Here is a 24,746-nt window from a genome sequence, read left to right on the forward strand (position 1 = left end):
GTCCGATCGCTTATCGACACCGGGGCCGCGCCGACGGCAACGCTTTTTCCGGGGCGGGTGGATGTGAGGTCGTGAGCCTCGGCCAGTTCCCGGACCCGATACGGATGCTCGGCTCCCTCGTCGACCGGCTGGCGCCGCTGTTCCCGAACTGGGGGAGCTCGCCCGCGCTGAGCTTCCTCCTGATGGTGGTGTTCGGCGTCGTCGGCTACACCGTCTCGCGGTACGCCGTCCGGCTGTTCGGGCGCCCGGTCGCGAAGCGGTTCCGGCGACAGAGCGTCGCCCAGCAGGTGCTGCGGCTGATCCGCGCGACGATCACGCTGTTTTTCCTCCTGCTGGCGGCGGGACTGGTCGGCCTCGAACTCGGCAACATCGTGCTCTCGGTGACGGTGTTCTCGGCGGTCATCGGGATCGTGCTGGCGCCGCTGGTGGGGTCGGTGGTCAACGGGCTGTTCCTGCTGGCCGACGAGCCATACGAGATCGGCGACATGGTCGAACTCCCCGACGAGACCCGGGGGTTCATCGACGACATCACGATCCGGTACACGAAAATTTTCACCGTGGACAACACGTTCCTCGTCGTCCCCAACGACGTGATCCGGCAGGACAAGGTGACGAACCTCTCCGCGGAGGACGAGCGGACCCGGCTCAGGCTGTCGGTCGAGGTGACCTACGAGAGCGAGGTGGCCGAGGCGCGGTCGCTGATCGAGAGCGCGGCGCGGAAGGTCGACGGCGTGATCGAGGGCGGGCCGGACATTCGCATCGGCTCGGCGCGCTACCCCGCACGCCCCACCTGCTACATCGACGAGTTCCACGACGACGGCGTGATCCTGACGCTCCGCTACTGGGTCGACCGACCGTACAAGCTCCTGACCGCCCGCTCGCGCGTCCAGACGGCGATCTGGGAGCAGTTGGAGGAGCAGGACGTCGACGTGGAGATCGCCTACCCGCACCGCCACATGGTGTTCGACGACACCAGCGGCGAGGCCCGGATCGCGACCCGCGAGGCGCCCGAGCGGGAGTCCGTCGACTCCGCCGCCGTCCGCGACGAAGATGTCAGTGATGTCGGTGCGGACGACGACACCGACGACGCCGCTGCGGAGGACGCCGCTGCGGAGGATGCCGACGACGCCGGCGCTGCGGATGACGGCGACGACGGCGATCGCTGACTCGCGCGGGCGCGCGCCTGAACCGTTACCTTTCTGGCCCGCCGGCCCCGAGTTCGACGTATGACTACTGGGATCGCCGTGCTCAACTTCGGTGAGCCGGCCGTGGCCGACCGCGACGTCGTCGAGGACTACCTCGAACGAATCTTCCTCGCGAACATGGACATCGAGGGGGAGACCACTCAGGAGGCCGCCCGCGAGCGCGCCCGATCGCTCGCCGAACGCCGCGCGCCCGGCCTCATCGAGGAGTACGGCGAGATCGGCGGCTCGCCGCTGAACGCCCACGCGGACCGGCAGGCCGAACTCGTCGAGACCGAACTCCGCGACCGCGGCTACGACGTGAAGACGTACGTCGGCTACCAGTTCATGGAGCCGTTCGTCGAGGACGCCGCCGAGGCCGCCCACGACGACGGCGTCGACCGCCTCATCGGGCTGCCCGTCTACCCGCTCTGCGGTCCCTCGACGACGGTGCAGGCGCTGGAGAAGCTCTCGAACGCCGTCGACGACCTCGACTGGGACGTGCCGTACACCGAGATCACGGGGTACCACACCCACTCCGCCTACGCTCGGCTGCGCGCGGACAACATCCGCGAGACGCTCAACCGCGAGGGGCTCGAACTCGACTCGGACACCCGGCTGATCTTCTCCGCCCACGGCACCCCGACGTACTACCTCGACGAGGGGAGCCGCTACGTCCAGTACGTCGAGGAGTACTGCAAGATGGTCGCAGGGATGCTCGGCAACCCCGAGTGGGAACTGGGCTACCAGAACCACGCCAACCGGGACGTGGAGTGGACCCAGCCCGACGTGGAGGACGTGATCGAGGAGATCGACGCCGAGCGTGTCGTCGTCGACCCCACGAGCTTCATGCACGAGCAGAGCGAGACGCTCGGCGAACTCGACCACGACCTGCGCGAGGAGGCCGAGGAGGAGGGACTCGGGTTCACTCGCGTCCCGGTCCCCTACGACGACGAGCGGTTCGTCGGCCTGCTCGCGGACCTGACCGAGCCGTTCATCGCCGACTTCGATCCGGACCTCTACGGGCTCCAGCAGTGCAAGTGCCGGCCGGAGCCGAACGCGATGTGTCTCAACGCCCGCCGGAATGACTGAGGACCCCGCGGTCGCCGTCGTCGGCGGCGGGATGACCGGCCTCTCGACCCTACACGCGCTGACCGAGCGCGACGTCGACGCCGTGGCGTACGAGGCCACCGACGAGGTCGGCGGCGTCGTTCGTAGCGGCGAGATCGACGGGAAGCTGCTCGAGTTCGGCCCACAGCGCCTGCGGCTGACCGACGCGATCCGGGCGATGGTGACCGACCTCGACATCGCCGACGAGGTGATCACGGCCGACGACGACCTGCCGCTGTTCGTCTACGCCGGCGGCAAACTCCGGGAGGCGCCCCGGTCGCTGTCGGCGTTCCGGCGGACGGACCTGCTCTCGCCGACGGCGAAGCTCCGCCTGCTGGCCGAACCGCTGACCGATCCGATCGACCCCGAGGAGTCCGCCGAGGCGGCGTTCGTCCGGAAGTTCGGCCGCGAGGCGTACACGAACCTGATCGCCCCCCTGTTCGGCGGCACGTACGGCTCCGACCCGGCGCGAATGCCCGCGAAGTACGCGCTGAAGCCGATCATGGGGATGGAGGAGAAAAACGGCAGCCTGCTCCGGGCGGCGCTCTCCCGGCTGGTGTTCGCCAGCGACGAGACGCCGCCGCCGGCGAGCTTCGAGTCCGGACTCCAGCGCCTCCCCGAGGCGCTGGCCGAGGAACACGCCGACCGACTCCACCGCGAGACGCCCGTGACGGGAATCGAGCGCGCCGACGACGGCGACGGCGAGTGGCTCGTCCACACCGACAACGGGAGCCGGCGCGTCGATCACGTCGTGCTCACGACGCCCGCCGACACCACCGCCGACATCGTCGAGGGCGTCGACGCCGAGAGCGCGGCGGCGCTCCGGGAGTTCAACTACAACCCCCTCGTGATGGTGCATCTGGAGAGCCCCGCCCGCGCCGACGGGTTCGGCTATCAGGTCCGCCGGACCGAGCCGCTGCGGACGCTGGGCGTGACGTGGAACACCAGCCTGTTCGACCGCGACGGCGTCTACACCGTCTTCCTCGGCGGGATGCACGACCCCGGGGCGATCGATCGCGACGACGCGACGCTCGGGGAGACGGCGGTCTCCGAGTTCCGGCGCGTGATGGGCGTCGACGCCGAGGTGGTCAACGTTGAGCGCATGCCCCGCGCGTTCCCCGCGTGGGACGACTCCTGGGCTGCCAGCGAGCGCGTCGACCCCCCCGAGGGGATCACGCTCGCGACCAACTACACCGGCCGGATGGGCGTGCCGAGCCGGGTCCGCGAGGCGCGACGGCTGGCCGGGCGGCTCGCAGGCCCTGAGTAGCTACCACTCCCAGTTCTTCGCGGTTTCGACGAACGCCTCGACGCCCTCGATCGGCGTGTCGCGGTTGACGCCGTGGCCGAGGTTGAGGACGTGCCCCTCGGCACCGGCGGCCTCGATGATCTCGGCGGTCCGCTCGCGGATCGTCTCGGGGTCGGCGTACAGTATCGACGGGTCGAGGTTCCCCTGAACGGGCGTGTCGCCCAGTTCCGAACGGGCGGTCGCCATGTCGACAGTCCAGTCGAGCGCGACGGCGTCGGCGCCGGTCGCCTCCAGGCTCTCCAGTCGCCCGCCCATGTTGCGGACGAACTCGATCGTCGGGAGATCGACGCTCTCGACGATCTCGCGGTGGAGCGGGAGGACGTACTCCTGATAATCCGCCGGCGGGAGCACGCCCGCGTAGGTGTCGAACAGCTGGACGGCGTCGGCGCCGTGGTCGGCCTGCATTTGGAGGTACTCCGCGACCACGTCCGCGAAGCGCTCCATCAGCTCCCGAAACGCCTCGGGATGACGCGCGCGGAACTTCCGGACCTCCTTGCGCCCGCGGTCGGGCCCGCCGGCGACGACGTAGGACGCGAGCGTGAACGGGCCGCCCGCGAACCCTAACACGGCGTCCTCGTCGGCGACGCTCTCGCTCAGGCGGTCGAGCAGGTCCGCGACGAACGAGAGTTCCTCGCGCACGTCGCCACGGCGGCGGGCAACGTCCTCCGGCCCCTCGACGGGGTTCTCGATCACCGGGCCGACGCCGGACTCGATGTGGTAGTCGAAGCCGAGCGGTTCGAGGCAGGTGAGGATGTCCGAGAACATCACCACGCCGTCGACGCCGTAGCGCTCGTACGGCTGGAGCGTGATCTCCTCGGCGACTTCGGGCGTCTCGATCGCCTCGCGGAAACTGTACTCCTCGCGGAGTTCGCGGTATTCGGGCAGGTGGCGGCCGGCCTGCCGCATCAGCCAGACGGGCGGGCGCTCGGTGTGCTCGCCGCGGGCGGCACGGACGAGAAGCGGATCGGTCATAGCGGGGGTTCGGCCGGTCGGGGTTAGTGCGTTTCCGTTCGGGGCTGGCTACGCGTGTCGGCGGCTCTGTGTCTCGACCGACCCGTCCGATTCTCGACGGAGCAACCGTTTATCCGTCGTCCCCCCGGACTGCGACTGTGACTCGAAACGACGAGTACGACGAGGAGCTGACGGCCGACCGTGCGGAGATCGCGTCGATCCTGGAGGGCGTGGCCGACGGGGTTCGCGCCGGCGACGTTCGGCTGGGCGACGGGGCAAACGCGGTCTCCGTCGCGATGCCCGACGAACTCACCCTCGAACTCGAACTGGAAACCGAGGGCGGCGAGGCGAGTCTGGAACTGGAGATCGAGTGGCCCGCGTCCGACGCGGAATCGTCCGTTACGTCAATCGAGGAGCCGATCGGCGTCGAGGAGGAGAACGAGGACGAAACCGAGACCGGGAAGCCCGTACTCGCGGGGGCGACCGACGGACCACAGTCGATGGCCCGCTTCGAACTGTTTCAGGACAGGGCGTCGGAGTGGCGCTGGCGGCTCCGCCACCGCAACGGGAACGTCATCGCGACGGGCGGCGAGGGGTACACGCGCAAGCACAACGCCCTGAAGGGGATCCGCAGCGTGGTCGCGAACTCCCCGGACGCCGAGCTCTCCGAGGAGTTCAGCGAGTAACACCGACCGTTACACCGGGCGCAGGTGTTCGCAGTCGCCCGCAGTCACGCGCTTTCGCTCGCCGTCGTCGGTTTCGACCACCAGCGCGCCGGGGAACGCCACGTCGACGGCTTCGCCGACCACGTCGCCGCCGGGGGTCTCCACGCGCACGCGCTGGCCGAGCGTCGCCGCGTGTTCGCGCCACGCGTCGAGGATCGAGTCGGGGTCGTTCCGCAGGTCGTCGAACGTCTCCAGCAGGCGCTGGGTGAACAGTCGGCGGTCGATCGGCTCGCCGCGTTCGGCCAGCAGGGAGGTGGCGCCGTCGGGTAGCGCGTCCGCATCGACGTTGGCGTTGATCCCGATGCCGACGATCAGCCACGCGACGCGGTCGGCCTCGCCCTCCATCTCGGTGAGGATGCCACAGAGTTTCTGCCCGCCGCGCTCGGCCTCATCGTCGAGGACGAGAACGTCGTTCGGCCACTTGATCCGCGCGTCGACGCCCGCCTCCCGCGCGGCGCGCGTCACGGCGACCGCGGCCGCGAGCGTGTAGACGGGCGAGTGGGCGGGCGGCACGTCCGGACGGAGCAGCAACGACGTGTAGATCCCGCCCGACGGACCGCTCCAGCCGCGGTCCAGCCGTCCACGCCCGGCGGTCTGCTCGTCGGCGACGACGGCCACGTCCGCCCGCCCCTCGTCGGCGAGTTCGCGGGCGCGCTCGTTGGTGGAGCCGATGCTGTCGTGGAACTCGATCTCGAACGGCGCGTCGAGGCCGTACTCGATCGCGGCGCCGCCGAACTCGGCCACGTCGGTCACGCGGTAGCCGTCGTCGGTGCTCTCGATCCCCCAGCCCGTCTCCCGGAGCGCCTCGACCTGTTTCCAGACCGCCGCTCGGGAGACGCCGAGTCGGTCCGCGAGTTCGGGGCCGGCGACGCGGTCGTCCTCGAGGGCATCGAGCAGCGCGCGACGCGTGTCGGTCATGGGTGGCCGTGGGACCGGTGGGGGTAAATCGGTCGTGGTGTGGCGTCGGTGGTTCGCCTGAGGACGATTCCACTCCGTTCCAGTCGCTCGCCGTGTTCCCGACGTCTGGTCAAGTTCCCGCTTAGCACGGGGAGTACGTATGCGAATGCAGTAAGCGTCTGAAACGTATGATACTCGTTGTGCGAATCAGACAGTTTCAGAACTGTTGAACCTCCAGATGAGTCCTAAAAAGATAACGAGCTGACCAGTTAATCAGTCACCGAGCCAATCTTCACCGTCTTCGATAGTCGTGTTCGATTCGTCAGTGTAGGCCTCGATTGTGACGTCGTCCGAGAGGTCGACGGAGTCGACGTCGTCGACTTGGGCGAACACTCGGACGATGACATCGACATCCTGACCTGGGCTCAACTCCAGGTACATCGTCGAAGCCTCGTCGTTACCTTTGAACCGACTTCCGCCACGGGAGCTACCTTTAAACCCACGTGCGTGGACGCCGCCCACACTTTGGGCGATTGCGGCCGGGTTCCCGATATCCCATCCACCAACGCTGCTCACGACGCTGGTCCGATCGAAGAGAACCGGCATGTTGTCCCCGATCACGTTTTCGTCGGCGTCGTCAACAGCGAGGAACTGCACGTCCACACCACCGTCCGTGAGGTCACTGTCGGCCAGTGGGTTCTCCATCTCGACGTATATCGTATCCGTCCCTTGATTCCGGAGCTGGAACGCGGGCCAAATACGCGTCAGGCTGTCGTTCGATACGCCAGTCCCGCCGTGCCCGGAGCTACTGGCGAGATCGATGGAGATCGTGCCTTCGCTACTGGTCGAAACCGCGCTCGCATCGGACGCGATGATTCCGAGGTACGAATCGGCGTCACCGGCGACATCGACCGAAACGTTACGGTTGACCCGCGTACTCGTGAACGCGCCCGTTCCGATTCCAGCTGCCCCGGCGGCAGTGAGCGATCCGACACTGGCAATGAATTTTCGACGTTCCATTGGTTTGACTACCTCGTCGTGCACTCCTCGTGGCACCGCGCCACTCGAGGGCACTCACTCGACTCCAGTCACCATTTGTAGGTAGTATTGACACGACTGAGACCGGTCAGGGAAGGACTGACAATATCTGACTTCCCGCAGCCCAACTCTGAGCGTACGTCAGGTCGCCTCTGATATGTCAACATTCCTAATTTGTTTGGAGAAAGTGCTGGCAGAAAGCCGTTTTACGGGCCTCGTTCCCGGCTTATCGCTCCTTCGAGCGGCTTCTCGACTTCCTTCCGGTCGACGTTTTCCAGCCCCGCTCTCGCAGAGACTTGTCGACACACCTCCGCGACGCTCTCCCTCTCTCGTTCGGAATCCTTTTGCGCTGCCTCGGCGACGTTGCGCACAATGACCGCAGGTGGTCCACAGTGACGATGGAGGACCGCATCGAGGAACTCCGCGAACGCCGCGAGGAAGCCCTGAAGGGCGGCGGCGAGGAGCGCATCGAGCGCCAGCACGAGAAGGGGAAGATGACCGCCCGCGAGCGGATCGACTACTTCCTCGACGACGGCACGTTCACGGAGTTCGACCAGTTCCGAACCCACCGCAACCACAAGTTCGGGATGGAGGAGAAACAGGTGTACGGCGACGGCGTCGTCACGGGCTACGGCGAGGTCGACGGCCGGAAGGTGTTCGTCTTCGCCCACGACTTCACCGTCTTCGGCGGCTCGCTCGGCGAGGTGTTCGCCGAGAAGGTGACGAAGGTGATGGACAAGGCCACGCAGGTCGGCGCGCCCGTCGTCGGCCTCAACGACTCCGCCGGTGCCCGGATTCAGGAGGGCGTCGACGCGCTGGGCGGCTACGCCGAGATCTTCCGGCGCAATCAGGAGGCCTCCGGCGTCGTCCCGCAGATCTCCGCGATCATGGGTCCCTGCGCGGGCGGCGCGGTGTACTCCCCCGCCATGACCGACTTCACGTTCATGGTGAAAGACACCAGCCACATGTTCATCACCGGTCCCGACGTGGTGAAGACGGTCACCGGCGAGGAGGTGAGCTTCGAGGAACTCGGCGGCGCGGTCACCCACGCCTCCACCTCCGGCGTCGCTCACTTCGCCGAGGAGAGCGAGGAGGACGCGCTCGACGACATCCGGCGGCTGCTCTCCTACCTCCCGCAGAACAACGTCGAGGACCCCCCGCGGGTCGAGCCATGGGACGACCCCGAGCGCGCCGACGAGTCGCTGAACTCGGTCGTCCCCGACCAGCCGCGCAAGCCCTACGACATGCACGACGTGCTGGAGTCGGTCGTCGACGAGGGCTCGTTCTTCGAGGTACAGTCCGAGTTCGCGAAGAATCTCGTTGTCGGCTTCGCCCGGATGGACGGCCGCTCCGTGGGCGTGCTCGCGAACCAGCCCCGCGTCAACGCCGGCACGCTCGACATCGAGGCCAGCGAGAAGGGCGCGCGGTTCATCCGCACCTGCGACGCGTTCAACGTCCCCGTCCTGACGTTCGTCGACGTGCCCGGCTTCATGCCCGGCACCGATCAGGAGCACAACGGGATCATCCGCCACGGCGCCAAGCTGCTGTACGCCTACTGCGAGGCGTCGGTGCCGCTGCTCACCGTCATCACGCGGAAGGCCTACGGCGGCGCGTACGACGTGATGGCCTCGAGCCACGTGGGCGCCGACGTGAACTACGCGTGGCCGACCGCCGAGATCGCGGTGATGGGGCCGGAGGGCGCGGTGGACATCCTCTACAGCGACGAACTGGAAGAGGCCGACGACGTGGAGGCCCGGCGACAGGAGCTCATCGACGAGTACCGCGAGGAGTTCGCCAACCCCTACACCGCCGCCGACCGCGGCTACATCGACGACGTGATCGAGCCGCCGGAGACCCGCGAGCGGCTGATCTCCGACCTCGAAATGCTGCAGGGCAAGCGCGAGCAGACGCCCCAGAAGAAACACGGTAACATCCCGATATGACTGACTCGCTCGTCGAGCGCCTCGACCTGCCCGACGACGCCGACGACGCCGAAGCGGCGGCCATCGCCGCCGCGGTCGGCGCCCACATCCGGGACAGCGAGGCGGCGGCCGCGGCGGAGGCGGCCCAGAGCGAGACCGAGAGCTGGCAGGGCAACCGCTGGGGGTTCGCGGGCCGCGTCGAGTCGACACAGCGCCGGACCGTCAGAGTGCGCGACGGGACGCCGACGGACGCTTGGAGCGCCGCCGGCCGGTCCGAGCGGCTCTGAGGCGTTACTCGTCGGAGAAGTAGAGGTACGTCCGCGGCGCGACGATCCCCAACACGACGACGATCCCGAACGCGATCCACTCGGAGACGTTGGTGAACGTCGCGACGCCGATACCCAGCACGGCGGCGACGACGGCGAACGCCAGCCGGACCTTGATCTCGCGGTCGAAGTCGAGCTCTTCGGGGTCGCTCATGCCGTCGCTGGGGGCGGCGGCGTCCTGAACGCGTCGGTTCTACTCGGTCAGCACGTCGTCGCCGACGGCGATCTCGCCGCCCTCGACGATCTCACACCGCAGGCCGCCGCGGTGGACCAGCGCCTCCCGAACCCCTTTCTCCTCCAGCTTCCGTTCGAGGTACGTACAGGGCTCACAGAGCTCGGTCCCTTCGACGACGGCGTCGCCGACGCGGAACTGCTCGCCCAACAGGCGGTTCAGCCCCACGCCGCGGACGGTGAGGTTCCGGCGGTGGACCCCCGGCTCGAACGACACGTCGTAGTCGGCTTCCGCCTGCTCGATCGCCTCGGCCTCGATCAGCGTCAGGTCCCGGGTCCGCTCCTCGTCGTCGGTCGAGAACGTCCCCTCGTTCTCGAAGTAGCGATCGCCGGTCAGCCCCTTGCCCACGACCGCCTCGACGGACTCCCGCGGCTCGGGCGGGGCGCCCGCCTCGCCGGCGACGTGGATGCGTTCGACGGTTCCAGTCACGGTCAGGAGTCGGTGCGGCCACCAATAAGTGCGAGGATGGCGGTGGCTACTCCGCGCCGGCGAACTCGTCGAGCGTCGCCGGCCGGCCGCGGCGTTCGCTTACCAGTGCGCCGTCCACGTCGAGTTGGAGGCGGTCGACCGCCTCGTGGCCCACGCGCTCGGTCGCCTCGGGCACCGTGTAGACGCCCAGCCGCCACTGCTGGTACTGGGCGGTCCGGAGCGCCTTCACCAGCGGCGACTGCCGGCCGAGTTCGCGGATCTCGTCGCCGACCATCACGCGGCTGGTGGACTCCCGCATCGACGGCTCGCTGGGCACGTCGAGGATCACCTCCCGCGGATCGAGGTCACAGGCCGCGGCGATCTCGGCCTCCAGCTCTCGGGTCTCCTCGTGGCCCGCGTCCAGCAGCCAGTCGGGGACGCCGCCCAGTTCGGCCCACACCGCGCGCTTGAACAGGTCGCGCTCGGCGTAGCGGCGGGCGAACGCCGCCGTCTCCTCACAGAGCCGGAGCGCGACGATGAGGCCGTGGTCGTCCATACGCCGGAGCTCCTCGGCGGTCAGGTCGGGGTCGCTCCGGAGCAGGCGCTCGGAGGCCTGCCGCAGCATCGCCTTGCTGATCCGGGCGACGTGGTGGGAGTAGACGGTGGGGTTCATCAGCGCCCGGGCGACCAGCAGCGACTCCGCGCTCTGGACGTTGCCCGGCGCGAGCACGAGCTCGCCGTCGACGAACCGCAGCGCCCGGACGAGCCGCCCGGGGTCGATCGTGCCGTAGGGAACGCCGGTGTGGTGGGCGTCCCGGACGAGGTAGTCCATCCGGTCGACGTCCAGTTCGCCGGAGACGAGCTGGCCGAACTTCCCCTCGCCGGCGACCAGCCCCGCGACCCGGGAGGGGTCAAGCCCGTTTGCCCGGAGCACGTCGCCGACCTGCCCCTCGGTGAGCAGCTCGTCCACGTCGTCGTGGTACTTCCCCGTCTCGCGGTGGGTCAGCGACTCGATGTTGTGCGAGAACGGGCCGTGCCCGACGTCGTGGAGCATCGCCGCCGCCCGGACGCGTTCGGCGTCAATGCCGTCGACGCCCAGCTGGTCGAGCGCCTGCTCGGCGAGGTGGTAGACGCCGAGCGAGTGCTCGAAGCGCGTGTGGTTCGCGGAGGGATACGCCAACTGCACCGTCCCCAACTGCTTGATGTGACGGAGCCGCTGGACTGCGGGGGTGTCCAGCAGGTCGGCGGCGACCCCCTCCACCTCGATGTGGTCGTGGACGGAGTCCTTGATCGTGGTCATACGCCGGGTTTCGGCGGCATCCGGTAAAAAGGGCCGCAGATTTCGACGGTGTCGGACGTTACTCCCCGCTCTCGAACTCCCGCTCGCCGAGGTGGCTGCGCAGCGTGTCAACGTCCTTGTTGCCGGCGCCGGTGTTCAGCAGGACGACCGTGTCGTCCTCGCCGAGTTCACCCTCCTCGGCGAGACTGAACGCCCCAGCGGCCGCGGCCGCACAGGTCGCGCCCATCTCCACGCCCTCGGTCTGTGCGATCTGGACTGCGGCGTCGAGGATCGCCTCGTCGCTGGCGGCGACGGCGCCACCGCCGCTCTCCGCCAGCGCGTCGAGGATCAGCGGGCTCGCGCCCGGATCGGGGACCGCGATGCCGTTGAGCACCGTGGAGATGTTCTCGTCGCCCCACGCCTCGTGGATCGACTTGCCCTGCTCCCACGCTTCGACGACGGGGGCGCAGCCGGCGGCCTGTGCGGCGTACATCCCCGGCAGTTCGTCGATCAGGTCGAAGTCGCGGAACTCCTTCGCGCCCTTGTGCATCCCGACGAGGCCGACGCCGCCGCCGGTCGGGTAGACGACCGCGTCCGGCACGTCCCAGTCGAGCTGTTCGACCGTCTCGTACAGCATCGTCTTCTTCGTCTCGTGGCGGTAGGGGGTGACGAACGTCTTGGTGGAGTACCAGTCCTCCTCGTCCATGCGCTCGCTGTAGGCGGCGCCGGCGTCGGTGATCTCCCCCTCGACGACGTGGAGTTCACCGCCGTGAACCTCCACCATCGCCTTCTGCGTGTAGCCCGCGCGCTCGGCCAGCCAGACGTGGGCGTCCATCCCCGCGCGGGCCGCGTACGCCGCGGCGGCCTGCCCGGCGTTGCCGGCGGTGTTGAGCGCGATCGTATCGGCGCCGTGCTGGGCGGCGGCGGTCACCGCGCCGGTCTGCCCGCGGTCCTTGAACGTCCCGGTGGGGTTGTGCCCCTCGTCTTTGATGTACACCTCGCCGACGCCCATCGCGTCGGCGAGCGTCGGGCACTCGACCAGCGGCGTTGCCCCCTCGCCGATCGAGACGGCGACCTCGCGGGGGAACGGCAGCAGCGCGTCGTAGCGCCACAGCGAGTCGAAGCGCTCCCCCTCGAACGTCTCTCGGGACACGTCGATCTCGTCGTAGTCGTACGCCGGGTCGAGGATGCCGCCGCAGTCCGGGCAGCGGTGGGTCGCGGTCTCGGCGTCGAACCGCTCCCCGCAGTCGATGCAGTCGAGCCCGGCGAACGCGTCGGTGGTCTCCATGGCCGACGGTGTGAGTCCCACGGCTAATGGGTTGTCCGATCCGGCAAGGCACACGCGCGGGCCGGCGACCCCGGACTCCGCCGCTGGCGGCAGAGTTAGGTAGACACAGCCACACACTCCCCTCGTGTACCGTCCCGCTCCCCGCACGGACGTTCCCGGAGGTGGTCCGCGACGATGACCGACGACGCTCGGTCCGACGGCGGCGACGCGGCCGTCGAGACCGGCGGCGACGCCGGCCCGTCGACGCTGGACCCGCTATCGGTCGACGCGGCGGCCGACCTGATCGACGAGATCGTCGACAACGTCGAGCGCGTCATCGTCGGCAAGCGTGACGCCATCGAGCACATCCTCGTCGCGACGCTGGCCCGCGGCCACGTCCTGCTGGAGGACGTGCCCGGGACCGGGAAGACGATGCTCGCGCGCTCGGTCGCGACCTCCGTCGACGCCTCGTTCCGCCGCGTCCAGTTCACGCCCGACCTGCTGCCCTCCGACGTGACGGGCGTGAACGTGTTCAACCAGAAGACCCAGGAGTTCGAGTTCCAGCCCGGGCCGGTGTTCGCGAACGTGGTGCTGGCCGACGAGATCAACCGCGCGCCGCCGAAGACCCAGAGCTCGCTGCTCGAGGCGATGGAGGAGCGACAGGTGACAGTCGACGGCGACACCCGGAGCCTCCCCGAGCCGTTCGTCGTGATCGCGACCCAGAACGACGTGGAGACCGGCCGCACCTACGAGCTCCCGATGGCCGAGGTCGACCGCTTCGCGAAGAAGCTCCGGCTGGGCTACCCCGACGGCGAGCAGGAGGCCGAGATCATCGGCCGCACCGCCGGCCACCACCCGATCGAGGAGTTAGAGCCCGTCACCGACGGCAAGCAGCTTCGGCGCGCCCGCGAGACGGCGAGTCAGGTGACGCTGCGCGAGCCGGTCCGGAGCTACATCAGCCGGCTGGCCGAACACACCCGGAACGAGGCCCAACTCGGCGTCAGCCCCCGGGGGAGCATCGCGCTGGCCCGCACCTCGCAGGTCCGGGCGCTGCTCGACGGGCGCGACTACGTCACTCCCGAGGACGTACAGGCGGAGGCCCGGACGGTGTTCGCCCACCGCATCCGGCCGCGAACGGGCAGCGAGACCGGCGAGGACGTGGTCGCCTCGGCGCTCTCGACCGTCCCCGTGGAGTGATGCTCACGCGCCGTGGCCGTGCCGTCGCCGGGGTCGCGGGGCTGGCGCTGCTGCTCGCGGGGATTTTCGGCGCCCGCGCGCTCAACGCGGTCGTCGCCCCCGCGGCCGTCGCGCTGGTTGCCGGCTACCTGCAGGTCCGATTCGTCCCCGCCGTCGCCGTCGACCGCACGCCGCCGGAGAACGCCCACGCCGGCGAGACACGGACGGCGGAACTCTCCTTCCGCACTCGCGACGGCGACTCGATCTCCCGGCCGTTCCTCGGCGACGTGACCGAGCGCGTCGGCGAGGGGCTGTGGCCGGTCACCTCGGAGAACGCGACGGTCCGGGAGCGCCCCGACGGCGACGCCGAGATCACGTTCGAGACGGCCGTCGGCGCCGAGCCGATCGAGTACGAGGTGGAGTACCGACAGCGCGGCCAGCACACGCTCGGCCCGCTGACGGTGACCGCGACCGACGCGTTCGGCCTCCACGCCCGCGAAACCGAACTCCGGGGGACGGAGACGACGATCGTCTTCCCGCGGGTCCGGCGGCTCGGCGTCGTCGGGCGGCGGTCGCTGGGGCGGCTGCAGGAGTACAGCCGGAGCGACCAACGCGGCGAGTTCGAGGAGCTCCGTGAGTACGTCCCGGGCGACCCGCTGCGGGACATCCACTGGAAGACCACGGCCAAGCGCGACGAACTGATCGTCACGGAGTTCGCCGCCGACACTGACGTGGCGTCGGTGACCGTCGCCGCCGGCGCGAACGCCGAGGGCGCCGACGCGATGGCCGAGGCGACCGCCAGCGTGGTGCTCCCGCTGGTGGCAGACGGCGTCCCGGTCGAGCTCTCGCTCCCGCGCGGGGAGCTTCGGGTCGGCCCCGAGTACGGCGGACAGGGGGCGATGCTCCGGACGCTCGCGGTGGTCGACTCCGGGCCGGTGCCTAACCCCGACGCCGACGTGGTGATCAAGGGCCGGGCCGACGACGCGACCGTCGAGGTGCGCGGGCGCCGCCACCAGTTCTCGGAGATGGTGGAGGCACGGACGACGGGCGACACGACGCCGGCCCCGGAGGTGGAAGCGTGACGACCGCCCCCGGCCGCGGGTCGGGGTTCGCGACCGGAACGGACTGGTCGCTCCGGTCGGCGATCCTCTCCCCGGGGATGCTCGGGTTCGCCGTCCTCACGGCGTCGTACCTCCGGGTGCTGTTCCACGTCACCGACGTAGTCGGCGGCACGGGGGCGTTGCTCCTCGAGGTCGGCGTCGTGCTCGCGCTCGGCGCGGTGCTGGCCGGCCGCGTCGACACCCGGACGGCGCTGGTGGGGAGCGCGGCGGCGCTGCTCGCCGGAATGGCGGCGTACTACTTCTCGATCCCCGCGAGCCAGCGCGCGCTGATCGACGCCGGCGCCGTACTGACCGACCTCGCGGCGCTGCTCAGCGGGCTCTCTGTGTTCCGGCTGGTTCAGGCGGAGATCTGGGCGCTCGCGGTGCTGCCCGCGCCGCTTTTGGGCTCGTGGCTGCTCGCGCTCCGGGGGAACTACCCCCTGAGCGCCGCGGTCGGCGGCAGCGCGCTCGGGCTGTTCGTGCTCACGGGCGACGCCGGCTTCCTCACTACGCTGGCGGGCGTCGTCGGCGCGGCGGTCGCGGTGGGGTTCGGCGAGCTCTCCCCCCGGCGGGCGATCGCGCTCCACTGGGACACGGTTGTGCTGGTGGTGACGGTGATGATCGTGCTCTCCTCGACTGTCTCGCTGGTCCCGGGCGGGGCCGGCGGCCCCGTCCTCGGCGGCAGCGCGACGCCGACGCTCGAAGGCAACGTCGTCGACAACGCCGACAACGTCGGGATCGTTGGCGCGATCCGGCTCTCGCCCGAGGTGCGGTTCTCCGTCGAGTCCGAGCGCCGGGGGTACTGGCGCGTCGGTGCCTACGACCGCTACACCGGCGGCTCGTGGGTCCGGAGCGGCGAGGCGCGCAGCTACGACGGCCGCCTCGACAGCCCGCCCGGCCCGACAATCGGGGTCGAACAGACGATCACCGCCGAGACGACGATGAACTCCATGCCCGCGATCTGGAAGCCAGTCACGGTCGATGGGACCGTCGAGCGGGCGACGCAGGTGACCGCCGAGGGCGGCCTCCGCGCGGCGGCGCCGATCGCCGAGGGGGAGTCCTACAAGGTCGTCAGCCAGCGCCCGGTGTACACGACTCGGGACCTCCGGATGGCCGGCACCGACTATCCCGAGAGGATCGAACAGCGGTACCTCTCGCTGCCCGACAGCACGCCCGACCGCGTGGGCGAGCGCGCGGCCACGGTCGCCGACCGGGCGAACGCCTCCACCCCCTACGACACCGCCGTCGCGATCGAGTCGTACCTCGAACGAACCAAGGAGTACTCGCTGAACGTCGAGCGCCCGCGGGGGAGCGTCGCCGACGCGTTCCTGTTCGAGATGGACGCCGGCTACTGCACCTACTACGCGACGACGATGGCCGTGATGCTTCGCACGCAGGGGATCCCGGCCCGGATGGTGACGGGCTACACCCCCGGCGAGCGCGTCGGGGAGGACGAGTGGGTGGTCCGCGGGCTGAACGCCCACGCGTGGGTCGAGGTGTACTTCCCGGCGACCGGCTGGGTCGCGTTCGATCCGACGCCGAGCACGCCCCGCGAGTCCGCGGCCGAGCAGCGCATCGCGCAGGCGCGCCAGAGCGGCGAGGACGGCGTCGACACCAACCGGACCGGTCCGGGCGGGTGGACGGCGACGCCGACGGCGACGGCCACCCCCGAGACGATCAACGGCACCGTCGACGCGGTGACGGCGACGGAGGGCCTCGAGGACGTCCTCCGGCCCAGACAGGACGCTCCCAACGGCACCGTCGGGAACTTCACCGCCGGCGGCGACGGGGCGGGCTCGGACGACCCGGCGCTGCCCACGCCGGAGGAGGTGGGCTACGGCCTCGTGCTCCTGTTCGGCGGGGTGGCCGCCGGCCGGCGGTTCGGTCTCGACGACCGGCTCTACCGGTTCGTCTGGCTGCGCTACCAGCCACGGGACGGTCCCGTCGCCGACGTGGAGCGGGCGTACGACCGGATCGAGACGCTGCTCGGGGCTCGCTACCGGCCGCGGCGCCCCGGCGAAACCGTCGACGACTACCTCGCCAGCCTCGACGTGACCGACACGCGGGTCCACCGCGTGGCGGCGTTGTACGAGCGGGCGCGGTACGGCGGCGACGCGACCGCCGCCGACGCCGACGAGGCGGTCGAGGCCGCGGACGCGCTCGTCGCGGAGCGCACCCCGCTGCTGGGGCGGCTCCGCCGCGCGCGCTGACTCGGAGCTTCTTGTCGTTACCGAAGGGTTTAGTTACTGGATGTGGTACGCACACTCATGTCCGGTCTGTTGCCGTCCGAATCCGACGCCGTCGCCGCCGACGAGGCGGACGACGAGGGTGGCACCCGGCTGCTCTGGCTCGACGACGAGGAAGTCGATCCGCTGATCGGGTCGCTCTCCTCCGAGACCGCCAGATCGCTGCTGACGGCGCTACACGACGAGCCACGGACGGCCTCCGAGCTCGCCGAGGCGGTCGACACGTCGCTGCAGAACGCCCGCCACCACCTCGACAACTTACAGGAGGCCGATCTGGTCGAGGTCGCCGAGACGCGCTACTCGGTCAAGGGCCGCGAGATGAAGGTGTACGCGCCGGTCGACGACTCGCTGGTGGTCTGTGTCGGGAACGAGGCGGAGCGGTCGGGGCTGCTCGACTCGCTCCGGCAGTACGTCGGCGCCGCAGCCGCGGTGCTCGCAGGGACCCTGCTGGTCCACGCGACGGTGAACGTGGGCGGCGGCGGCATCGCAGGCCCCACGGGGCCTCGGGTCGCCGACTCGATCAGTTCCGACGCGCTGTTCGGCACCGTCCCGCCGGCGGCGCTGTTCCTCGCCGGCGGGCTGGTCGCGCTCGCGGCGGTCGCACTCCAGTACAGCCGAACGGACTGATGAACAACCCCCCGGAGATGACGGCATGAGAGTCGGTACGGCAGCGACACTGTTCGTCGTCGTCGTCGTCGTCAGCAGCGTCTCCTTCGCCGTCCCCGTCGGGTCGAGCAGCCAGCAGTTGGTACGCGGGCCGCCCAATGACGCGCTCGCCGACGCCATCCGCTCGTCGCCGGAGCCTACCGAGGAGACGCGCGATCCGAACCCACTGTCCGGGTTCGACGCGGTCCACGACGCCGGCGTCACCGGCGAGGGGGTCCGTGTCGGCGTCATCGGGAGCCAGTTCTCCCCCGGCGACGGGCGGATCGCCGACTCGGTCGCCGCGAGCCGGACGTTCGCGGACAGGTCGCCCGGGCTGACCGCCGACGGTACGCACGACACCGCCGTCGCCGAGATCGTCGCCCGGACCGCGCCGGACGCGAAGCTGTACCTCGCGAGCATCGGCCTCGACGGGGGACCGGACGCCTACGAGCGCGCGGTCTCCTGGCTGCGCGAGCGCGAGGTCGACGTCGTCGTCGACGCCGGGAGCTACTTCCCCCGGACCGCCGAGGGGATGGCACGCCTGAACGAGGCCGCCGCGGCCGCGGCCGCGAACGACACCGCCTTCGTGACCTCGGCGGGCAACTACGCCGACCGACACTGGACCGGCACCGGAAACGAGGGGTGGCTCGCGTTCGCGAACGAGACGCGGTACAACACGCTGGGCGAGGGCGACATCAGCGGCAGCGTCTCGCTTCGGCTCTACTGGGAGGGCGCCGCCGACTACGACCTCTACCTCTACCGCGCGGAGAACGGCGGTGACCCGCTGGTCGCCAAGTCGGCGACGAACGAAACCGGAGCCGGCAGCCACACCGAGGCGATCGACGCCACGGTCCCCGAGGGGCGCTACTACGTCGCCGTCCGGGGCGGTCCCGACGCCGACAACAGCACCGTCGATCTGTTCTCCTCCCGCCACGAACTCGCCATCAGCAGCGAGGGCGGCGGGATGGTCGCGCCGGCGACCGCCGAGGGCGTCATCGCCGTCGGCGCCGTCGACGCGGTGACCGGCGAGCCGCAGCCGTACAGTTCGACCGGCCCGCGCCTCGACATCTCGGCGCCGAGCGCCGTCGAGACGAACACGGCGGGCGAGATGTACGGTAGCTCCGTGGCGGCGCCGCTGGTGGCGGGGACGCTCACCCTAATGCTCGCGGAGAACGAGAGCCTCTCGCCCAGTGAGGCCCAGCGCGTGTTCCGCAACACCGCCGTCCAGGACGACGGCCGGCTCTACCTCGACGCCGCGGGCGCAGTCACGGCGGTCACGTCCGAGTCGCCCGCGGAGATCGACACCGGCGGGCTGGACTGGTACAACGGGACGGCGAGTTAGGAGAGATCGGCTGGCTCGTCGTCGGCGTGAGCCCGCACCCAGAGCTCGCCGATCCGCGAGAGGGAGGTGCGGTGGGAGTTGCCGTGTGCCTCCTGTTCGACGTACGCCTTCCCGCCGGGGCCGAGCCGATCGACGTTGTAGATCACTTTCGACCGGAAGCTGTCGGTGTACTCCTCGCCCGTGTCCGCTGCCAGCGTCTCCGCGAGCTCGCTCACGCTCTCGAACTCGCCGTGTTCGCCCAGCGTGAACAGGATCACCTCCTCGAACGGCTCGACGCTCGAGAACGCCGCCACCGGGAGCTCGACGATGTGGTTGTCGCCGATCTTCTTGGCGCCGATCGTGGTCCCCCGCTCGTCGAACTCCGAGAGCAGCCCCTCGATGCTCTCTAAGCGCTCGGTGATCTCCCCGTCGTCGGCGCCCGACTCGCGGACCTCGGCGAGCAGGTCACGCGTCTCCCGTAGCTCCTCGGCCATCTCGGTCTCGAGGTACTTCTCGGGGGCGGTGTAGTACGTGTGGATGCGGTGGCGGTCCTCCTGCCGTTCGAGCGTGATGGAGTGTGCCGCGGTCGCGAACGCGAAGCTGACCGGCCGGGGCATCGAGGAGATGTTGACCCAGACTTCGCTGCCCGTGTCGAGGTGGGCGTTGATCAGGTCGTACGCCCGCTCGAAGGCGGCGTCGTAGTCGTACACGTCAGAGAGCCCGACGCGTTCGGTCTCGGCGCCCAGCAGGTTCTGGAAGTCTTGTTCCAGCTTGCCGGCGAGGTTCTGGGAGTACTCGACGTTGGCCTCGCTCCCGACCGCGCCCTCGAGCAGCACCACGCGATCCACGTCGAACTGGTCGCGGATCAGCGGCGCGATCAGCCGGTCGTAGTCGAAACCGACCGGGACGATGTGGGTGCCCATGGGTGTGGGTGGGTCGGGGATCGGTAAAAAGGATCAGTTCGGCGCGGGCGTGGGGTCACCCGAGCCGACGCAGTATTAAGGTGATTCGTGGGCAACTCACCCCACATGGCGTATCAGCCGGACGCGATCCCCGACGACCTGCCGCCACACCCCTCACGAGAGGGGCCGCTCAGCGAGGACACCGAGATCGAGCGACTGGTCAGCGGCGACGGCGTCGACTCGACGGTCGTGATGCGGTGGAGCGAGTACGTACGAGCGTACGCGAGCAGCATCACGCCCCCGCCGGGGCTGCCCGCTCGCTTCGAGGACGCAGACGTCGCGACCGTCCGCCTCTCGGACTGCTCGCCCGAGGAGGTCGTCGCACTCGCCGGCTGGTACATCTGGCACGAATCGGACGCTCGCGACCTGTTCTACGAGAGTGGGCCGACCGACGACGATCGGTACGAGAGCGTCGAGGCGGTCAAGCGCGCCCACCCGATCGTCCACCGGTTCGACCTCGATATCGACCGCGTCCACCCACAGGCGCTGGCGATCTCGATGTTCTCACAGGAGTCCGGCGAGCTACGGAGCCGGAGCTTCGAGACGATCGAGGGGTCGGAGGGGGGCACTGTCGTGTACTACCCACCCCCGGTCGACGACGCGGCAGTCGTTCTGTTCCACGACGGCCGAGGCTTCTACTGCTGTTCCACCGAGGCGGCGGTCGAGGCGGTCGACGACTGGTTCAGAGCCGAGTTCGAGGCGTGGCGGGAGGAGGGGATCGTCCCGGTCCAGTTCGACGACTCCGAGTGAGGCCCTCGGGGCCCCGGACGGATCAGACGACCCCGCGAAGGAGCGAGCCGAACGCCGGCAGCAACAGACCGATGCCCAGTGCGAGCCAACTCGGCTGCCCCATCGCGAGCACCGGGGCGAGGGTCCCCGCGAGTGCCAACTGGGCGAGGAAGCCGACGACGATCAGCGCGCCCATCCCGACCCCGGCGGCGATCCCCCGCCCGAGCGATCGCTGTGGCAGCGCGACCAGCGCGCCGGCCGCGAGGAGTCCCGACCAGTGGAACAGCGAGAGCGCCAGTCCCAGTACGACGGCGCCGGCAGTCGCCGCGATCCAGCGTCGGCGGTCCGTCCGGAGGGTAGTCAGCCCACCCCCCGGCGAGTCGGCGGTCATCGTTCGCCCTCCGTGAACGTCAGATCGACGCCGTCGGGCAGCGTCCGAGTCATCGGCTTGTACTCGCCGTCCGCCCACAGCGAGAGCTGGTCGTCGTAGTGGGCCGAGAAGTAGTCGCCGGAGTTGCCGCCGGGCAGCACCGCTTCCGACTCGCCGTCGAACGTCGCGACCATCCGCCAGCTCGCGCCCGTCGACGCCTCGCTGTGGAAGTTCCGGATCGTTCCCGGCGAGCCCGCGGTGGGGAGTTGCTCGTAGTTGAGGAACGACTGGTCGAAGGGATGTGCGAACCGGACGCGGTTCCAGTCGCCGTACGTCTCCCACCCCTCGCCGTCGATGCGCTCGCGGGCGTCCGTCATCGCGTCGGCCGCGACCGCCGCGCGGTCGCCGTCGAACCACTCGCTATCGACGGGTAGCGTCCCGAGCACCCAGAAGTTCGGTCGGGGGAACCCCTCGGGCAGATCCGCCGCGTCGAAATCGTCGCCGAACGTCCGCTCGCGGAAGCTCCGGAGCCACTGCTCGAACAGCAGCGGCTCGGCGCGGCCGGGGCGCATCTCGCCGTCCCAATCGAGCAGCGACGCCGCGGTCGGCGCGTCGAGATTGCCGTCGGCTGTCCCGCCTGCGTCGACTACTTCCTCGACGATCGGGCGGAACAGGTCGTAGCGGGCATCGACCACATCGGTCTGGAGATCGCGGTGGAACGCGGCGTCCATCGGCGCCTCGCTCTCGGCGCGGGCGTCGAGCCGGTCGTAGAGCCGTCGCCCGCGGAACGGCGGCGCGTACCCCTCCGAAAGGTAGTGTTGGGGATCGTTCGTGATGCGCTGGTTCGCGGTGGCGAGGTAGTCGGGGTTCCGGACGCCCGGCTTCTCCTCGTATGGGACGAACCCGCCCCACGACGACTCGCCGTAGGGCTCGTACCCGTCGCCCCACTCGCCCTCTCCTGCGGAGCCGTCGAAGATTCGGGTGCCCCGAACCGGCTCGCCGTCGACGGTCCGGATCGGGATCTGGCCCGTGACCCAGTAGTAGGTGTCCCCCGAGTCGTCGGCGTAGACGAAGTTCTGGGTCGGCTCGTCGAACTTCCGGATCGCCGCCTCGGCGTCGTCGAGCCCGTCGGAGAGATTGAGCTTCCGGACTGCCTCGACCGTCCGGGTCGCCGACAGCCCCGTCCACGCAACACCGAGTTCGTCGGCGGTCTCGAACCCGTCGCCGTCGGGGTACTGGCTCAGAACCGCGCCGTGGACCGAGCGCTTCACCTCGATATCGACGTTCTCGGCGCCGGCGACTTCGATCGTCTCGGTCCGGCTGTCGAACTGTCGGACGCCGTCGCCGAACTCGTAGCCGGCGCCGTCGTCGACCGTCTCGTAGGCGTAGAAGTCGATCACGTCGGCGCCGGCGTTCGTAAAGCCCCACGCCCCGGCGTGGTTCTGCCCGATCACGACGAACGGGACGCCCGGGAACGCCACCCCGCGGCTGTCGAACGCGGGACCGACGACGTGCTGCTCGTACCAGATCGGCGGCGCCGAGAGCTGGAGGTGGGGGTCGTTCGCGACGATCGGGTCGCCGGAGGCGGTGTGCTCGCCCGAGACGACCCAGGAGTTCGAGCCGATCCCGGGGTCGCTCTCGAACCCGGCGAGCCAGTCGACGAGGTCGGGGTCGGGGGCCGCGGCGTCACCCCCGACCGTCGCGAACGACGCCTCGCCGCCGCGGATGATCGGCGACTCGTGGTCCATGACTCGCGGGTAGAGTTGCTCGGTCGCGTCGGCGCCGAGCCGGTCGCGGGCCAGCGCGCGCCGGAGCGCCCGGAACGAGCCGGTGAGGCCCCACGAGATCTGTTTCTGGACGAGCAGCGACGCCGTCGGCGTCCACCGCTGCGGCTCGAACTCCAGCAGCCCGTACTCCAGCGGCGTCGGCTCGACCTCGCGGGCGCGGTTCACCCCTGCGACGTACGCCTCGACCACGTTGCCGGTCTCGGTGCCCGCGGCGCGCTCCCACGTGGCTTCGGCGGCGGCCTCGAAGTCCATCTGCCGGTGGAACGCGTCGCTGTCGACCGTCGCCGGGCCGACGACCTCCGAGAGGTGGCCGGCCATCCGCCGGCGGTAGAGATCCATCTGAAAGAGTCGGTCGGCGCCGTGACAGTAGCCGACCGCGTAGTACGCCGCCCGCTCGCTCTCGGCCTCGACGTGGGGGACGCCGTAGTCGTCGTAGCGCACCGTCGCGGGGCCGTACGGGCTGTCGAGGTCGTCCGGTGCCGTTCCCGTCGCCGCACCCCAGACGCTGCCCGACCCGGGCGCGAACCGGTCCAAGTACGACCGGGCCTCCGTCAGCGCCATCCCGCCGACGCCGGCGCCGAGAACCGCCGAGAGGAGGGCTCGGCGGGTCGTCTCGCTGTCCATTGCCGGATAGAACGCGGGGAGGCTCGTAAAGTTTTGTCCGCGCTACTGGATCCGGTACCGCAACAGCGCCGCGATCCCGCCGAGGTTCGATAGCTGCTCGCCCGGCGCGAACTCCGAGGAGAACACCACCACCTCGCCGCCTTTCTGCTCGACGGTCTCGATGATCTCGTTTGCGTCCCGCTCCCAGTCGCCCTCGTCCTGTCGCTCGGTTCGCAGGCGCTCGTCGACGACGAGCAGCGTCCCCACCGCGCCGTACTCGGCGGCCTCGGCGGTCTCTTCGATCCCGTAGGTCGCCTTCTCGCCGGTGGAGATGCGCTCGGTGAGTTCGTCGATCAGTTCGCTCTCGCGGGCGATCCGTGTCTGGTCCTGTACGTCCTCGACGGCGCCGCGCTTGAGCACCTCGTGGACGCCGCGGTCGCCCGCCGCGGAGGTGTCGACGGTCGTCGCGACCTTCTCGGCCACGTCGGGGTACTCCTCCTCGAGGTAGTCCAGCGCGTCGCGCTTCGTGAACCCGGGGCCGGCGACGATGATCGCCTCGGCGTCGACGTGCTGGAGTGCTGAACCGAGCTCCTCGAACAGCGTGGTCCGCGGCTGTGCGTACTCCCCCTTCCCCGTCGGCGCCGTGAGGGAGACGTACTCGTCGGTGCCGTACTGCTGGACCGTGTGGACGTACGCCTCGCCCTCCTCGACGGTGACGACCGCCACGTCCGGCGCGTCGGTGGCCTCGGCGGCCTCCTCGATCCGGTCGCGCTGGTCGGGCTTGAGGTACTTCTCGATCGTGAGTTCCTCGTGGGTCTCGACGTTGATCGTGTGATGCAGCCCGATCTGGTCCTCCATCGAGCAGTCACGGATCACGCCGCCGACCCGGAGGCGGTTGGCGAAGCGGGCGAACTCCACGTCCTCGACCTCGAGGGTGACGTGGAGATGTTCGCGCTCGCCGCCGGTGTCGCGCATCTGGTCGTCGTTGCGCTGGATGCGGCGGGTGGTGTCGCCCTCGACCAGATCCCCCGGCTCGAGGACGTGCGAGAGATGCCAGAGGTCGTCGACGGTCTCGGGGACGAGCGTCACCCGGTCACGGCCCTCCGCGCCGTGGCCGCGCTGGACGATTCGCATGGGGAGCACTCCGGCCCCCGGGGTCACGTCT

At 69.9% G+C, this 24,746-nt stretch carries 23 protein-coding genes; 12 read left to right on the forward strand and 11 right to left on the reverse strand.

What is annotated here, in order from left to right; all coding sequences use genetic code 11:
• The first annotated feature begins 71 nt into the window (after positions 1 to 71).
• The 3 genes from ACYQZ5_RS04075 to hemG are packed head-to-tail and all read left to right on the forward strand — an operon-like array spanning position 72 to position 3,558.
• The gene (locus ACYQZ5_RS04075; RefSeq protein WP_459845263.1) at positions 72 to 1,166 is read left to right on the forward strand and encodes a mechanosensitive ion channel family protein; all 1,095 of its coding nucleotides are present in this window, start codon (positions 72 to 74) and stop codon (positions 1,164 to 1,166) included.
• Between the two features lie 60 nt (positions 1,167 to 1,226).
• On the forward strand, positions 1,227 to 2,273 hold the full coding sequence (gene hemH, locus ACYQZ5_RS04080) for a ferrochelatase (RefSeq protein WP_379731477.1): 1,047 nt from the start codon (positions 1,227 to 1,229) through the stop codon (positions 2,271 to 2,273).
• A complete protein-coding gene (gene hemG, locus ACYQZ5_RS04085; RefSeq protein ID WP_459845266.1) occupies positions 2,266 to 3,558 on the forward strand; it encodes a protoporphyrinogen oxidase in 1,293 nt (430 codons plus the stop codon). Before hemH ends, hemG begins: the two co-directional genes overlap by 8 nt.
• Here the strand turns inward: hemG and hemE are convergent, their stop codons facing one another.
• Positions 3,559 to 4,569, reverse strand: a complete 1,011-nt coding sequence (gene hemE, locus ACYQZ5_RS04090) for a uroporphyrinogen decarboxylase (protein WP_379731475.1) — start codon at positions 4,567 to 4,569, stop codon at positions 3,559 to 3,561.
• Between the two features lie 137 nt (positions 4,570 to 4,706).
• Here hemE and ACYQZ5_RS04095 point away from each other — a divergent pair, with 137 nt between their 5' ends.
• A complete protein-coding gene (locus ACYQZ5_RS04095; RefSeq protein WP_379731474.1) occupies positions 4,707 to 5,234 on the forward strand; it encodes an amphi-Trp domain-containing protein in 528 nt (175 codons plus the stop codon).
• Between the two features lie 9 nt (positions 5,235 to 5,243).
• Here ACYQZ5_RS04095 and ACYQZ5_RS04100 read toward each other — a convergent pair whose 3' ends face one another.
• Both ACYQZ5_RS04100 and ACYQZ5_RS04105 read right to left on the reverse strand, forming a co-directional pair.
• Entirely contained in the window at positions 5,244 to 6,191 is a 948-nt protein-coding gene (locus tag ACYQZ5_RS04100; protein WP_379818763.1) for a biotin--[acetyl-CoA-carboxylase] ligase, read from the reverse strand.
• Between the two features lie 252 nt (positions 6,192 to 6,443).
• Complete coding sequence (locus tag ACYQZ5_RS04105) at positions 6,444 to 7,214, reverse strand: hypothetical protein (protein WP_379732223.1); 771 nt, start codon at positions 7,212 to 7,214, stop codon at positions 6,444 to 6,446.
• 392 nt (positions 7,215 to 7,606) lie between these two features.
• Here ACYQZ5_RS04105 and ACYQZ5_RS04110 point away from each other — a divergent pair, with 392 nt between their 5' ends.
• Entirely contained in the window at positions 7,607 to 9,151 is a 1,545-nt protein-coding gene (locus tag ACYQZ5_RS04110) for an acyl-CoA carboxylase subunit beta (protein WP_379732225.1), read from the forward strand.
• Positions 9,148 to 9,417, forward strand: coding sequence for a DUF8022 family protein (locus ACYQZ5_RS04115; RefSeq protein WP_379818764.1), 270 nt, complete (start codon positions 9,148 to 9,150; stop codon positions 9,415 to 9,417). The genes ACYQZ5_RS04110 and ACYQZ5_RS04115 overlap by 4 nt, the downstream gene beginning before the upstream one ends.
• A gap of 4 nt (positions 9,418 to 9,421) precedes the next feature.
• On the opposite strand, the gene ACYQZ5_RS04120 is transcribed toward ACYQZ5_RS04115, so the two are convergent.
• Genes ACYQZ5_RS04120 through ACYQZ5_RS04135 form a run of 4 tightly spaced genes read right to left on the reverse strand, consistent with a single transcriptional unit; the run spans position 9,422 to position 12,663 of the window.
• On the reverse strand, positions 9,422 to 9,610 hold the full coding sequence (locus tag ACYQZ5_RS04120) for a DUF7987 family protein (protein WP_379732321.1): 189 nt from the start codon (positions 9,608 to 9,610) through the stop codon (positions 9,422 to 9,424).
• A 39-nt stretch (positions 9,611 to 9,649) separates the two neighbouring features.
• Positions 9,650 to 10,117: an MOSC domain-containing protein gene (locus ACYQZ5_RS04125; RefSeq protein ID WP_379732322.1), complete on the reverse strand. Its 468-nt coding sequence runs from the start codon at positions 10,115 to 10,117 to the stop codon at positions 9,650 to 9,652.
• A gap of 46 nt (positions 10,118 to 10,163) precedes the next feature.
• Positions 10,164 to 11,396 carry an HD domain-containing protein gene (locus tag ACYQZ5_RS04130; protein ID WP_379732323.1) on the reverse strand — a complete coding sequence of 411 codons (1,233 nt, stop codon included), beginning with the start codon at positions 11,394 to 11,396 and terminating at the stop codon, positions 10,164 to 10,166.
• Between the two features lie 58 nt (positions 11,397 to 11,454).
• Entirely contained in the window at positions 11,455 to 12,663 is a 1,209-nt protein-coding gene (locus tag ACYQZ5_RS04135) for a threonine synthase (protein ID WP_379818766.1), read from the reverse strand.
• A 174-nt stretch (positions 12,664 to 12,837) separates the two neighbouring features.
• Between ACYQZ5_RS04135 and ACYQZ5_RS04140 the strand changes: the two genes are divergently transcribed.
• From ACYQZ5_RS04140 to ACYQZ5_RS04160, 5 genes are read left to right on the forward strand one after another with little or no spacing between them, the layout of a single operon-like run.
• Positions 12,838 to 13,839 carry an AAA family ATPase gene (locus ACYQZ5_RS04140; protein WP_379732723.1) on the forward strand — a complete coding sequence of 334 codons (1,002 nt, stop codon included), beginning with the start codon at positions 12,838 to 12,840 and terminating at the stop codon, positions 13,837 to 13,839.
• The gene (locus ACYQZ5_RS04145; RefSeq protein WP_379818767.1) at positions 13,839 to 14,900 is read left to right on the forward strand and encodes a DUF58 domain-containing protein; all 1,062 of its coding nucleotides are present in this window, start codon (positions 13,839 to 13,841) and stop codon (positions 14,898 to 14,900) included. The genes ACYQZ5_RS04140 and ACYQZ5_RS04145 overlap by 1 nt, the downstream gene beginning before the upstream one ends.
• Entirely contained in the window at positions 14,897 to 17,128 is a 2,232-nt protein-coding gene (locus tag ACYQZ5_RS04150) for a transglutaminase TgpA family protein (protein WP_459845272.1), read from the forward strand. Before ACYQZ5_RS04145 ends, ACYQZ5_RS04150 begins: the two co-directional genes overlap by 4 nt.
• A gap of 57 nt (positions 17,129 to 17,185) precedes the next feature.
• Complete coding sequence (locus tag ACYQZ5_RS04155; protein WP_379818888.1) at positions 17,186 to 17,791, forward strand: ArsR/SmtB family transcription factor; 606 nt, start codon at positions 17,186 to 17,188, stop codon at positions 17,789 to 17,791.
• A gap of 25 nt (positions 17,792 to 17,816) precedes the next feature.
• Entirely contained in the window at positions 17,817 to 19,151 is a 1,335-nt protein-coding gene (locus ACYQZ5_RS04160) for a S8 family serine peptidase (protein WP_459845274.1), read from the forward strand.
• Here ACYQZ5_RS04160 and ACYQZ5_RS04165 read toward each other — a convergent pair.
• Positions 19,148 to 20,053 (reverse strand): HFX_2341 family transcriptional regulator, encoded by a 906-nt coding sequence (locus ACYQZ5_RS04165; RefSeq protein ID WP_379731994.1) that lies wholly within the window; start codon positions 20,051 to 20,053, stop codon positions 19,148 to 19,150. The genes ACYQZ5_RS04160 and ACYQZ5_RS04165 overlap by 4 nt on opposite strands.
• Positions 20,054 to 20,158: 105 nt before the next feature.
• Between ACYQZ5_RS04165 and ACYQZ5_RS04170 the strand changes: the two genes are divergently transcribed.
• On the forward strand, positions 20,159 to 20,842 hold the full coding sequence (locus tag ACYQZ5_RS04170) for a hypothetical protein (protein WP_379731993.1): 684 nt from the start codon (positions 20,159 to 20,161) through the stop codon (positions 20,840 to 20,842).
• Positions 20,843 to 20,864: 22 nt separating this feature from the next.
• Here the strand turns inward: ACYQZ5_RS04170 and ACYQZ5_RS04175 are convergent, their stop codons facing one another.
• Genes ACYQZ5_RS04175 through ACYQZ5_RS04185 form a run of 3 tightly spaced genes read right to left on the reverse strand, consistent with a single transcriptional unit; the run spans position 20,865 to position 24,715 of the window.
• A complete protein-coding gene (locus tag ACYQZ5_RS04175; protein ID WP_379731992.1) occupies positions 20,865 to 21,212 on the reverse strand; it encodes a hypothetical protein in 348 nt (115 codons plus the stop codon).
• Positions 21,209 to 23,602, reverse strand: a complete 2,394-nt coding sequence (locus tag ACYQZ5_RS04180) for a penicillin acylase family protein (protein ID WP_459845277.1) — start codon at positions 23,600 to 23,602, stop codon at positions 21,209 to 21,211. Before ACYQZ5_RS04180 ends, ACYQZ5_RS04175 begins: the two co-directional genes overlap by 4 nt.
• 42 nt (positions 23,603 to 23,644) lie before the next feature.
• Positions 23,645 to 24,715 (reverse strand): mRNA surveillance protein pelota, encoded by a 1,071-nt coding sequence (locus tag ACYQZ5_RS04185; RefSeq protein WP_379732336.1) that lies wholly within the window; start codon positions 24,713 to 24,715, stop codon positions 23,645 to 23,647.
• Positions 24,716 to 24,746 lie beyond the last annotated feature (31 nt).

It is taken from the genome of Halolamina salina, from assembly GCF_054653455.1.

Excerpts from the sequence above, each read along its gene's own strand:
- hemH (WP_379731477.1), top strand. The coding sequence starts at position 1,227 with ATGACTACTGGGATCGCCGTGCTCAACTTCGGTGAGCCGGCCGTGGCC.
- hemG (WP_459845266.1), top strand. The coding sequence starts at position 2,266 with ATGACTGAGGACCCCGCGGTCGCCGTCGTCGGCGGCGGGATGACCGGC.
- hemE (WP_379731475.1), bottom strand. The coding sequence starts at position 4,569 with ATGACCGATCCGCTTCTCGTCCGTGCCGCCCGCGGCGAGCACACCGAG.
- ACYQZ5_RS04100 (WP_379818763.1), bottom strand. The coding sequence starts at position 6,191 with ATGACCGACACGCGTCGCGCGCTGCTCGATGCCCTCGAGGACGACCGC.
- ACYQZ5_RS04110 (WP_379732225.1), top strand. The coding sequence starts at position 7,607 with ATGGAGGACCGCATCGAGGAACTCCGCGAACGCCGCGAGGAAGCCCTG.
- ACYQZ5_RS04115 (WP_379818764.1), top strand. The coding sequence starts at position 9,148 with ATGACTGACTCGCTCGTCGAGCGCCTCGACCTGCCCGACGACGCCGAC.
- ACYQZ5_RS04120 (WP_379732321.1), bottom strand. The coding sequence starts at position 9,610 with ATGAGCGACCCCGAAGAGCTCGACTTCGACCGCGAGATCAAGGTCCGG.
- ACYQZ5_RS04130 (WP_379732323.1), bottom strand. The coding sequence starts at position 11,396 with ATGACCACGATCAAGGACTCCGTCCACGACCACATCGAGGTGGAGGGG.
- ACYQZ5_RS04135 (WP_379818766.1), bottom strand. The coding sequence starts at position 12,663 with ATGGAGACCACCGACGCGTTCGCCGGGCTCGACTGCATCGACTGCGGG.
- ACYQZ5_RS04140 (WP_379732723.1), top strand. The coding sequence starts at position 12,838 with ATGACCGACGACGCTCGGTCCGACGGCGGCGACGCGGCCGTCGAGACC.
- ACYQZ5_RS04145 (WP_379818767.1), top strand. The coding sequence starts at position 13,839 with ATGCTCACGCGCCGTGGCCGTGCCGTCGCCGGGGTCGCGGGGCTGGCG.
- ACYQZ5_RS04155 (WP_379818888.1), top strand. The coding sequence starts at position 17,186 with ATGTCCGGTCTGTTGCCGTCCGAATCCGACGCCGTCGCCGCCGACGAG.
- ACYQZ5_RS04160 (WP_459845274.1), top strand. The coding sequence starts at position 17,817 with ATGAGAGTCGGTACGGCAGCGACACTGTTCGTCGTCGTCGTCGTCGTC.
- ACYQZ5_RS04165 (WP_379731994.1), bottom strand. The coding sequence starts at position 20,053 with ATGGGCACCCACATCGTCCCGGTCGGTTTCGACTACGACCGGCTGATC.
- ACYQZ5_RS04170 (WP_379731993.1), top strand. The coding sequence starts at position 20,159 with ATGGCGTATCAGCCGGACGCGATCCCCGACGACCTGCCGCCACACCCC.
- ACYQZ5_RS04175 (WP_379731992.1), bottom strand. The coding sequence starts at position 21,212 with ATGACCGCCGACTCGCCGGGGGGTGGGCTGACTACCCTCCGGACGGAC.
- ACYQZ5_RS04180 (WP_459845277.1), bottom strand. The coding sequence starts at position 23,602 with ATGGACAGCGAGACGACCCGCCGAGCCCTCCTCTCGGCGGTTCTCGGC.
- ACYQZ5_RS04185 (WP_379732336.1), bottom strand. The coding sequence starts at position 24,715 with ATGCGAATCGTCCAGCGCGGCCACGGCGCGGAGGGCCGTGACCGGGTG.